Annotated in this window: 8 protein-coding genes; all 8 read left to right on the top strand. The window is 35.2% G+C overall.

Translation table 11 applies throughout. From position 1 onward, the window contains the following. Positions 1 to 32 precede the first annotated feature (32 nt). The 8 genes from E0W73_RS19900 (at position 33) to E0W73_RS19865 (ending at position 11549) form a co-directional block, all read left to right on the top strand. Complete coding sequence (locus E0W73_RS19900) at positions 33 to 683, top strand: hypothetical protein (RefSeq protein ID WP_135223793.1); 651 nt, start codon at positions 33 to 35, stop codon at positions 681 to 683. 253 nt (positions 684 to 936) lie between these two features. Further along, on the top strand, positions 937 to 1410 hold the full coding sequence (locus E0W73_RS19895; protein ID WP_135223792.1) for a response regulator: 474 nt from the start codon (positions 937 to 939) through the stop codon (positions 1408 to 1410). A gap of 246 nt (positions 1411 to 1656) precedes the next feature. Next, positions 1657 to 2109: a response regulator gene (locus E0W73_RS19890; RefSeq protein WP_135223791.1), complete on the top strand. Its 453-nt coding sequence runs from the start codon at positions 1657 to 1659 to the stop codon at positions 2107 to 2109. A 343-nt stretch (positions 2110 to 2452) separates the two neighbouring features. Beyond that, positions 2453 to 3925: a serine hydrolase gene (locus E0W73_RS19885; RefSeq protein ID WP_135223790.1), complete on the top strand. Its 1473-nt coding sequence runs from the start codon at positions 2453 to 2455 to the stop codon at positions 3923 to 3925. Between the two features lie 468 nt (positions 3926 to 4393). Continuing rightward, the gene (locus E0W73_RS19880; RefSeq protein ID WP_244248521.1) at positions 4394 to 5005 is read left to right on the top strand and encodes an RNA polymerase sigma factor; all 612 of its coding nucleotides are present in this window, start codon (positions 4394 to 4396) and stop codon (positions 5003 to 5005) included. Between the two features lie 196 nt (positions 5006 to 5201). Further along, on the top strand, positions 5202 to 6338 hold the full coding sequence (locus E0W73_RS19875; RefSeq protein WP_135223789.1) for a FecR family protein: 1137 nt from the start codon (positions 5202 to 5204) through the stop codon (positions 6336 to 6338). 135 nt (positions 6339 to 6473) lie between these two features. Then, a complete protein-coding gene (locus tag E0W73_RS19870) occupies positions 6474 to 10121 on the top strand; it encodes a SusC/RagA family TonB-linked outer membrane protein (RefSeq protein WP_135223788.1) in 3648 nt (1215 codons plus the stop codon). 3 nt (positions 10122 to 10124) lie between these two features. Further along, the gene (locus E0W73_RS19865) at positions 10125 to 11549 is read left to right on the top strand and encodes a RagB/SusD family nutrient uptake outer membrane protein (protein WP_135223787.1); all 1425 of its coding nucleotides are present in this window, start codon (positions 10125 to 10127) and stop codon (positions 11547 to 11549) included. The last annotated feature ends 1 nt before the right edge of the window (position 11550 follow it).

The following is an 11550-nucleotide window of genomic DNA, read 5'->3' as shown; positions in this document are numbered from 1 at the left end:
TTTTTAGTCAACACAATAAAATTATTATAGATATGAATAATAGTATGAAATTATTAATGCTGATTTTCATTGGTTTATTATGGTCTTGTTCAAGAGATGATGAAAGTAATAAAGATGCCAATGCAAATCACGGTTATTTAAAAATCGGAGACCAGACAGTAGAATTGACCCAAGGATTTCTTGAGAATTATGGCGTTCGAGGCAATGCTTATAATATTGATTTGTCATTAAAGTCGAAATCAATTTCAGGAAATGAAGATGGTGCCGTCGTTTATTTTGAGTTGTTTTCTTCTATGCAGAACAATCTGGCTAAAGGAGACTACAATCTTGGTGGTTATTCCGAATCTTGGGCCTATACCTATACAAAATGGGGGCAATCATTGCTTGGCAAGAATATCAATGCTGCCAAAGGAGGTCTCTCACTAAACGACGGTGTTAGTATAAAACCAACAAGCGGCAGCTTTAAAGTCGTTGAAAACAGTACTGTCTACAAAGTAAGTTTTACAGGAAAGGGCATTGCAAGCGTTTATAAAGATGGTGTACTTGTCTCTACACAAAGCGATGTCGTTTTTAGTATGCAATACGAAGGTGATATAAAACGTGTAGAAGCCAAAAATTTTACAGCAAAGAAAAAATCTTCCACAGAACGTATAGAAAAGACTCACGATGTTATTTTTAACTAAATAAAGGAATACGAAGATTTCTAATTCGTCAATAATTATAAAGAGTTTAGAAGCCGATGGAATTTATTCTTCGGCTTTTTTTATTTTGGATAGGGTCTTGTTTTTTAATATGTTGAGGTTTTTTGGTAAGACCAATTTTAAATGAATCGTTTATTTATTTGGGATTTATCCTATCATTTCTTAATTTGGTACTTGATTAAGTGAACAGTTCCTCAGTTCAAAATTCCAATACAGCTCCATTTAACATTTAGAAATGAAAGAAAAAGTAATTTTATTGATTGATGATGATCTGGATGATACAGAAATTTTCACCAATATTTTCAGAGATGCAGATGAAAGTGTAAACTGTCTTTGTGCACCCGGAGGAAAAGAAGCATTAAAACTCCTTAATACAATAGAACTGCCTTCATTGATTTTGCTTGATGCAGGTATGCCGGTTATGAATGGTTGGGAATTTCTCGAATTGCTTAAAAAAGACAATCGGTGCAAAGAAGTGCCGGTAATTATGATTGCAACCTCTTCTCGAAAAGCAGGTATTGACGATGCCGAAACGTTAGGAGCAGCGGGGTATTTTGTAAAACCCTGTGATTTTCAATCTCTAAAAGATTTACTTGGAACCGTCTGCACGAACCTTGGCGACAGATTGAAAAACGCACTTTTAAATCTGCAATCTGAATCACCAAGTTTTGTTTACATCTTCCCAGAGAACATACGAGATGCAGTCTAGCAAATAAACATTTTCACATTTTTAGGATTAAGTTCATTTTTATTGAATAATATTTAACATTTCAAAGGTATTTGTGTGTTTTTTCTTTAATATTTCGGTTTGTAAGATTAAAAACACTATCTTTACAAAATTAACCGTTTTCATGGGTGTAATTCATATTTTATAGATTTACGGAGTCATGATATCATGAATCTGCAGATTTTCTAAACGTGTCTTATGGTTTTGTTGACAAAAAAACAATGAGTGATGAGTATAGTAACCAATAGCACACAGCGTAGAATTTATTTGGCAGATGACGATATGGATGACCGTGCTCTTTTTGCCGAAGCCTTATCTCAGGTAGATCCGAACGCTATATTAACTGAAGCTGAAGACGGAATCTTTCTGATGGATCTTCTGAATAATTCAGACACTCTAAAACCGGATATTATTTTTTTAGACATAAATATGCCTCGTCGTAATGGAATGCAATGTCTGGAAATGATAAGAAGCGAGGAAAGCTGTCATAAAAAACTTCCGGTTATCATCCTTTCTACTTCAAGTGATCCAAATGCAGTACAAAAAGCCTTCGATTTAGGAGCATCATTTTATGTAGTTAAACCTGCTACCTATAACGAAATAAAATATTTTATTGACACCGTGATTAAATTCGACTGGTTTTCTTACATACCGTCTTTTTCTGCTTTTCGCTTGATGTAATCTGTTGGAATAGATTAAAGACCGTACTCTAATTTATCATTTACTTCAAAATTTGGACTATATTTTCTCTCCTTCTAGTACTCAATTCTTAGTAAAATAGCAATCTTCTCTAAACGTATCATTGCTAAAATCATCTTCTCCAAATATAGAAATGACTAGAGATTTTTAGAGTTCATACTCCATTCTCTATTTTCTATTTTCTAAAGACCGCCTCGTGGTGGATTATTTACCAATATTCTTATGTACATTGGGTTATATTAAATTTTTCAAATATTTCATAAAAACTGAAACATTTAAAAACAAAAGCAGTCTTTAGATATGTTCATAATCTAAAATCGCTAAAATGGTAAAACTTTCACTAGTACAAATTATTGAAAAAACATTTTTCACGACTGCTTTAACAGTTTTTTATTGTTTGTCGATTCATTCTCAAACAACAGAAAATCAGGTAGATGTTGTTGTCAATCGCGAAATGAAAGAACGGAAAATACCAGGATTACAGGTAGCGATTGTTCAAAACGGAAAAATAATAGTAAACAAAAGTTATGGTATTGCCTATGTTCAGGATAATATTCCGGTTCAGACTAATTCTGTTTTTGCCATCAATTCTATAACCAAAGTTTTTACAGGAACAGCGATAATACAATTGGCAGAAGCAGGAAAAATAGATATTGCGGCACCTGTTTCTAACTACTTAGATATACTGCCAGAAAGTTGGTCAAAAGTAACAATAAAACAATTGTTGACACATACTTCTGGACTTCCGGATGTATTGCAATTAATGGATCCAGAAACTGGCGGTTTTGGAACATATAAAAATGAAAAAGCTGTCTGGGAAAAATTGATTACGCTACCAATGAATTTTACGCCAGGAGAACGCTTCAGCTACAATCAAACGAATGGTGATTTGCTCGGAAAAATTATAGAAATATATTCTGGGAAAAAGTTTGTCGAAAAATTCGAGGAGCAGTTTGATACAGCAGATATGAAACACACGGTTTTCGGAGATTCGAGAGATGTAATTCCGCATATGGCACCGACTTATTTTTGGAGAACAGCACTGGACGGAAATTCTTTATCGGAACCAAAACTAATTAATAATTACTTTGAATTTCCTTATTTTAGAAGAACCTCTTCGGGTTTAAACTCTACTTCCGAAGATTTAGCCAAATGGGTTATTGCGCTTACCTCTGGAAAATTGCTGTCTAAGGCTTCCTTGGAAATGATGTGGCAGCCTTCAAAGTTCAATAACGGGAAACAAACCCCTTGGGCTTTAGGATGGGGGATGAATAAATTTCGTCCCAAACATAGAGCAGTAGGAATGTCAGGAGGCGGAAGATCCGCATTTTTAATCTATCCTGACGATGATTTATCGGTAATAGTATTGACCAATTTGGGAGGCAGTTATCCAGAAGATTTTTTAGAAGAATTAGCCGGAATTTACAATAGCGATATTATTAAGTCGGATCCTGTGACCTTGCTGCGTACCACTCTTAGAGAAATAGGTTTTGATAAGGCAATAAGCTTTACAGAAAAAGAAAAGAAGAGCAACCCGTACTTTGTTTCAGATGAATTTGAGCTTAATGAATGGGCATATCGATTGGCAGCAAAAGAACAGAATCAGGAAGCGCTGGAGATTTTCAAACTTAATGTACATCTTTTTCCTCACAGCTGGAATGCTTACGACAGTTATGGAGAAATTCTTCTGAAGACGGGCGATGAGAAAAAAGCCGTGGAGATGTATCAAAAGTCAGTCGAACTCAATCCGAAAAATGAACACGGCATTCGTGTATTGCAAAGTATCCAGAAAAAATAATTTCATAGAGCATTTAATCCGTTTATTATTTTTGACGCAAATTTTCTCTATTTCGTTTTAAAGATTTGTTTAAATCACTGATGTTTAAATATAGAAACAGTTTAAATAGTGATACCCAGTGGTTAAAATTATTTTTTACAATTCTATGAAAATCAGCTGAGAAATAAATCTGTTTAAGTCTGCTTTATTCTTTTTGAATCTGCGTGAAAAAATTATAAGTAAAGGATTTCACATTGATTTTAAAGGATTTTAGCCCATCTAATTAGATTTTAACTCTTGAAAAAGCTATTTTATTCTATTTCACCCAACGGGTTAATGAAGTTTTTTTAAGCAGTTATTAGTTTTTTGTCTAGCCGAACCAATAGCTGAGAATATTTTTTAGTATGATGTAAAACGATGAATTAATCTTATTAAATTCATCGTTTTGCTATTGAACCTGCAATGATAGTTTGGTTTTTATTGCAAAAAATGCGTAATATTGCTTTTTTAGATCCTGACTTGTACGAATTAATGTCTGTTTATAGTAAATATGCTGATGATATCTTGTTAAATTTTCTTAAGGAAGATGATCAGTTGGCGTACACCGAAATTTTTGAGAGATATTCTAGGATTCTTGTCAATCATGCGTATAAAATTTTAGGAAATCAGGACGAAGCAAATGATGTTGTGCAAGAAGTTTTTTTGGCGGTCTGGAACAGGAGAGCTGATTTAAATATTACCGGATCACTTTCCTCTTATTTATACAAAGCAGTAAAAAATAGAATCCTCAATCATATCGCACACGAAAAAGTGGTTTCGCGATATGCAGATTCAATTTCAGACTTTATTGAAAACGATTATGTTTTTGCAGATTCTAAACTAAGAGAAAAAGAATTGGAATCAATTATTAAAAGAGAGATTGAACTACTTCCTTCAAAAATGCGTGAAGTTTTTTTACTTAGAAAAGTAGAGGAGCTTTCGTATGATGAAATCGCACTTCAACTAAATATTACAGACAAAACCGCAAAACAACAGGTTTACAATTCACTTAAAATACTGCGAGAAAAACTCAAATTTCTGGCACATGTTTTCATTTGGTAAATTATTGTAAAAGTTTTTGTTAATTTTTACGATAGATTCTTCTCTTAACTCTCTCATTAGTAAATAGAAAATAACATTCCTTTAGATTTATTAATGATATAATAATATTTTTTTAATTTTTTTTGGTGTTTGTCTATGACAAAAGCCTTTTATAACTGTCTTACTTAAAAACAGGACAAAATTTCGTATTATAATTATGAATGAAACTGAAATCAAATCATTGCTGCAAAAATTCCGCGAAGGAATCCTAACTGATGAAGAAAAGGATAAATTGGATGCGTGGTATTTGCAGCAGGCTAGAAACAGTACGCTCCATCTTAATGAATATGAGCTTGAAGACAGCTATGAACATTTGAAATCTAAATTACCGATAAAGCAGGAGGCGAAGACCGTTAGGTTATGGCCTCGTGTTGCAGTCGCTGCTTCCGTTGCAATATTGCTGGGAACGGGCTTCTTTTATTTTACTGAATCAGAAGAAAAAGCTGTTCAGGTTGTCGAAAGAACAAAAGAAATTGCTCCAGGAGGAAATCGCGGCATTTTGACGCTTTCTAATGGAAAACAGATTGTTTTGGATGATGTCTCGGTACAAGATACTATTGCTGCGGAAGGCGAAAAGCAGGAAGTGACTATTACAATGAACGCAGACGGAACGATATCTTATGTTGTTAATCCGAACGCAGCTGGAAATTCAGATGAGAATTCGTTTAATACACTTTCGACTCCAACGGGAGGACAGTACAATATTGTTTTGGCAGATGGAACCAAAGTTTATCTAAACGCAGTTTCTTCTTTAAAATATCCTACACAGTTTAACGGAGATAAAAGAGTTGTAGAACTCGAAGGAGAGGCTTATTTCGAAGTTGCCAAAAACAAAAACAAACCTTTTATCGTAAAATCCGACAACCAATCTATTGAAGTATTAGGAACACATTTTAATGTTCATTCTTATGCTAATGAATCAGTTGTTAAGACTACTTTGCTTGAAGGAAGCGTAGCGGTTACTTCTAAAAATCAGAAAGCGATTTTAAAACCAGGGCAGCAGTCTGATGTGTCGGAGAGTTTCTCTAAAATTAAAGTTAGGGAAGTAGATACAGAAGAAGCGGTTGCCTGGAAAAATGGCCGTTTCAAATTTGACAATGCCGATCTTAAAAATGTAATGCGACAGCTGGAACGCTGGTACGGAATTAAAGTAGAATACCGCGGCGATGTCTCTGATGTTCGTTTTAGCGGCGGTACGTTTAGAAATAAAAATTTATCTGAAGTATTAAAAGTACTTGAGTTTAGTAATATCAAATTTAAAGTCGAAGGAAAAACGGTCATTGTATATCCCTAAATTTTAAGTTTACCCGAATATACTGAGACTATAAACTAAAAAACCAGAAGCAGTTGCGATGCTTCTGGTTGTTTTAAAAGTTTATAGCCAGTATAAGTTGTCCACCTATTGTTTAACTATAACCAATGTAAATGTATGAAATTAAATTTACAACCAAAAAAACCTTACAAAAATCTTGAGAAAAAGATTCCGAAATCTAATTTTTCTACTTATTTAAGTTTGTATGCTTTGCTTTTTATGCTGTTTTGCAGTTTATCGGGGAAGGCACAAAATATTACAATTAATTTTAAAGACGCATCTTTGGAAACGGTGCTGAAAGAAGTGGCAAAACAAGCAAATTACGAAGTTTTGTACACGCAAAAGCAACTGAAAGATTCTAAGCCAGTTACAGTTAACCTTAAGAACTCTTCTTTAAGAGAAGCCTTAAATAAAATTTTCAATGGTCAGAATTTAAAATACAACTTGGCTAATCAGACTATTGTTGTAACAGCCTCAGCTAAAGACAAAGCAGAAAGCTTGGGAAACGACCTAATCCGCGTAAGCGGGAAAGTTACAAACAATAAAAATGAGCCTTTTCCAGGTGTCACTGTAACTTTATCAGGTACAAATAGAACCAGTATAACTGATTTTGATGGCAGCTTTGTTTTTGAAAATGTACCTTCAAATGGGGTTTTGGAATGTTCAGGATTGACAATTGAAACAAAATCTATTGGTATAGGCGGTCGAAATACAATTACGATTATCGTTGAAGATAAGGTTGCGGCAATGAAAGAGGTCGTAATTACAGGTTTCCAGACTTTGGAAAGAAGCCATTCTACTGGAGCAATTACAAGAATTGACGAAAAAGTTTTAAACGAAAACATCAATAAAGATTTGCCGAGCGCATTAGAGGGGCGTGTAGCAGGTTTGGTATTTCAAAAAAATCCAACAGGCGCTTCATCAGACACTCCCATATTGCGTGGTATGGGAACTTTTTCTTCCCTGAATGTCGGGTACGCTCCATTGATTGTAATTGACGGTCTTCCATCTGAATTAGCGTTAGAAGATATCAATCCGTATGATGTAGAAAGCATCAACGTGCTTAAAGATGCGGCTGCGGCTTCGATTTATGGTTCACGAGCTGCGAACGGAATTATAGTTATCGTTACTAAGAAAGGAAACGGTAAATTAAAAGTAAGCATCAACTCCGATTTCTTTGTTTCTACAAAGCCAAATTTAAGAGACATGAATTATGCTTCAACCAGCGATTTGATTGATTTTGAACAGGCTATCTACAATCGTGAGAGAGCAAGATTTGCCAACACAGCAACTATGTTTAGCAGTTACGGCGATATCGGAAACAGCAGTTCTAAGTACTACAGTCCGCTTTACCATTTGAACAGAAATTTAGAAGATGGTAAAATTAGTGCTGCAGATTACGATAGCACAATCGCTCAATGGAGAAAGAATGATTATATTAAAGATTATCGTGATAATGTCTGGCAGAACGAATTTAGACAGCGTTATAATGTTTCGTTTTCTGGGAGTACCAGCAGACAAAATACGTATGTGTCGCTTAATTACGATGAATCGAAAAATCGAATTGTAAACAATCAAAGTAATGCATTTAACTTATATGCAAAAAGCAGTTTCCAGATTAACGATTGGCTAAACGCTACATTTGGAGTAAACGGAACCTACAGCAATGATGATGTTACGGATAACGATTTTGGAAATTATGATATCCAAAAACGTTATGAGCGCATAACAGACGACAACGGAAATCTGGTGATTTCTCCTTTCGTAGGAATCAAAGACGGATTTACTTCTAGTGGTGTAATCAATCCGGCAATGGCAGAAAAACTTGCCGCATTAAGTGGCTTTAAACCAATGACTTTTAATGTCTTAGATGCACTCAAAGAGGGTATTACGCATCAAAAATCATTGAGTATGAGAGCTTTCGGAAATCTTCGTGCAAAATTATGGAGAGGGCTAAGTGTGAGTTCCCAGTTCCAATATGAGGTGAGAAAAAATGAGCAAGACCAGTACTATGATGTCAACTCCTATAAAATGCGTTATGCCATTAGTGCTTTAACTGCTTATAATCCAACAACAAATGCCTATACTTATGTAGATGGATTCTCGACGGGTGGCCGTTACAAACAATTAAGCAATCAGTCAACTAACTATTCTTTTAGAAATCAATTAGATTATAATGAGGAATTTGGTGGCGGGAAACATTCGGTAAACGCATTGGCTGGTTTTGAAATGCGCGAAACTTTTCTTCCAAGAAACATAGAGCAATTGCGCTATGGGTACGATCCAGTAACCCTTACATCTGCGGTAATCAACAGTCTTGCTTTAAGTCAGACAGGTACTCCAAGCTATATGTTTGGAAACAACAGAACATTAGCGGCTTTATCTCGAACTCAAACAGAAATACTGCACCGTTATTTCTCTGTGTTTAGTACAGTTGGGTATACTTTTTTATCAAAATACAATGTAACAGGAAGTTACAGAGTTGATAGAGCAGATTTGTTTGGAGTAGATCCTAAATATAAAAATCGTCCGTTGTGGTCAGCAGGTTTAGGATGGAATGTGAGTAACGAAGAGTTTATGAAACAGTATAAATGGGTTACGGCACTTAAACTGAGAGCAACTTATGGTGTAAATGGAAACATTGATCAATCTACTACACCTTACATTACCGCTACTAGACGTAATGACAACTTGTATCAGTCTTTACAATATACAAACATCACAGCGCAACCAAACCCAATGCTGAGATGGGAAAAAACACAGAGTACCAATTTAGGTTTAGATTATAGCTTGTTTAGGGCTAAGTTAAATGGTAGCATCGATATTTATCGTAAATACAGCAGTGACTTATTGGCCACAACCGATTTGGATCCAACTGTTGGTGCGTTGTCAAGAAAAATTAATGCTGGAGCATTAATGAATAAGGGAATCGAATTTAATGTTGGATCTGAGTGGTACAATAACGGAGATTTGCGTATTGGTTCTACAGTGATTTTAGCATTCAACAAAACGACAGTTAAAAAAGTAACAAGAGCACAATCTACAGCTTCTGTGTATACTAGTTCTCCTATTGACTATTTCTTTGAGAACGAAAGGTACAATAGTTTGTATGCTTATCAATATGGCGGAACTACAAATGGTTATCCGTATGTGTTGGATGAAAATGGAAATCCGTCAGTTACTTTTGATGCCGATGGAAATCCAATAGCGACTTCAATCAAAACCATTACAAATCCTGATGCGCTTGTAAACATGGGAAGTTTAACTCCGACTTACTCAGGTTCGTTCTCACAACGTTTTTCGTACAAACAATTTGACTTGAATTTCTTATTTGTTTTTTCAGGCGGAAACGTAATGCGTAAAGAAACAATCGATATGAGTTCAGATGCAGTAAATCTTGCAGGTATCACAGATCGTTATACAGATGCTAATCCGAACGGAAATACACGTCTGTATGTAGATTTAGCTGAAAATGTTAGAAATTATGCAGGAACAATAAGTTCACAATGGAGAAACTCAAGTGCAAATGTGGTTGATGGAGATTATCTAAAACTTAGAAACGTATCGCTTGCTTACAATCTTCCAAAAACTTTTGCTACAAAAATCAATGTTTCTTCGGCTAAATTCACTTTCCAGATGAATAATATCTGGTATTGGAGCGCTGCAGGAAATCGAATTGATCCAGAAGTTTATTCAGCTAATTCTGGTACACGTAATTTACCATTGCCAAAAACATATCTATTTGGCTTTAACCTTACTCTTTAAACTATGAAAAAGATATATATATCAATAGTATCACTTATGATGTTAGGTATGACATCTTGTGAGGATTATACAGACGTAACCCCAAAAGGATCTTTGGTAATCGAAACTGCGGATCAGTTTTTAGAACTGGTTTCTCTTCCGGGACGCGGTTATCCAATCAACAACTTTCAATACTTGTCAGACGATCAATGGATGAGAGAAGCCAATGTAATTGGAAGGACTCCAAACATCGATATTCTTAATTTTACTTTTGATGAAAGTGTTGATCGAGTTTCGTTAATGACAGGATCAAGTTTTTACAATCAGGCTTATAATTACATTAACCGATGGAATACTATTATTTCCTTAGTTGATGAGAGCAAAGGAGATGCAAACACAAAACGTTTGGCCAAAGCCGAGGCTAAGATTTATAGAGCTTACGATCACTTTTTGTTGGTGAACACTTATGCAAAAGGATACGATCCGCAGACCGCAGCTACAGATGGCGGTGTCTGCATTATGGATAAATTCGATTTAGAAGCGCAGCCTTCAAAAGCTACGGTTGCACAGGTTTATGATTTTATTCAGAAAGATATCGAAGAAGCATTGCCGTATCTTCAGGAAAAACCACTTGATGTTTATCATCCGTCATTAGCATTTGCGTATGCTTTTAAAGCAAAAGTTCATTTGTTTAAGCGCGAAATTGCACAAGCTCAGGCAGCAGCCGAAAAATCGTTGAGCTATAACAATCAAATTTTTGATATGGTGGCTTACAACGCTCAAGGCGGACCAACTGCAGTTGCGGTTCCAGCAGCAAATAATGTGGAAGTCTTAAGCTATATGTATATGACGGGTTTTAATGAAATGAACTTTGGACAGCTTTATATCATTAGCCCAGAATTGAGAACGTTATTCGGAACAAATGATGCTCGTTTCAATTTGTTTTTTAATTCTACCAGTACAACCAATTTAGACCAAGGTTCCAATACGGCTTATTGGGGAACGCAGTACACGAGATTTTTCTATCCGACTGTGGGTATGAAAACAACTGAAGTATATCTAATTCTTGCCGAATGTTATGCAAGAGATAACAAATTTAATGAAGCCGTAGCGGTTTTAAATACTTTAAGAGCTAAACGTATTTTATCTGGTACTGTAAATTTGACTGTTCCAACGACCAGAAAAGAGACAATGGATTTGGTAATCAACGAAAGAAGAAAAGAACTGCTTTTGGGGTTTAACCGTTTCTTTGATTTAAAGAGGCTGAACACGGAAACAGAATTTGCCAAAACAATAACAAGAGTGTTTCCATTGGTAAACAAAACCGTTCCTCAGAAAACGTACACTTTACAGCCAAATTCTAGATTATACATTATTCCATTTCCCTTGTCGGCTTTGCAGAAAAATCCAAAACTGACATTAAATACAGACGAGAAAGTACCGTTTTAAT

It is taken from the genome of Flavobacterium foetidum (assembly GCF_004634245.1).
Taxonomy (GTDB): Bacteria; Bacteroidota; Bacteroidia; order Flavobacteriales; family Flavobacteriaceae; genus Flavobacterium; species Flavobacterium foetidum.
The sequence above is the reverse complement of the archived record's forward strand: the minus strand, read 5'-3'. Positions and strand labels throughout refer to the sequence as shown.